Annotated in this window: 1 pseudogene; it reads right to left on the bottom strand. The window is 56.1% G+C overall.

Features of this window, described 5'->3' with window-relative positions:
- Positions 1 to 82: 82 nt before the first annotated feature.
- Positions 83 to 253 (bottom strand): annotated as a pseudogene (locus tag D2N39_RS22470) (transposase); the annotation flags it as partial.

Raw genomic sequence — 253 nt, 5'->3', positions numbered from 1 at the left:
TGAATGATCTCGACCACCAGCGCCGTCTTACGCTTCGCAGTCCACCGCTTGATGCTGTCGTCCATCGTCACACTCATCGCTACCTTCTCCATTGTAGCATGAGCAGATTTTCACTGGGTCGATACAGGGGCGCATCACACCACCGCAACCCATTGCGATTGATGAAGATTATCCCGCTCAAGACCCGGCGGTCGTCGACCCTCGGCTTGCCATGGCTCTTCGGAAAAAACGGCCTCAACCGCTCCATCTGCTC

This window comes from Gemmobacter lutimaris, from assembly GCF_003570715.1.
GTDB lineage: Bacteria > Pseudomonadota > Alphaproteobacteria > Rhodobacterales > Rhodobacteraceae > Gemmobacter > Gemmobacter lutimaris.
The sequence above is the reverse complement of the archived record's forward strand: the minus strand, read 5'-3'. Positions and strand labels throughout refer to the sequence as shown.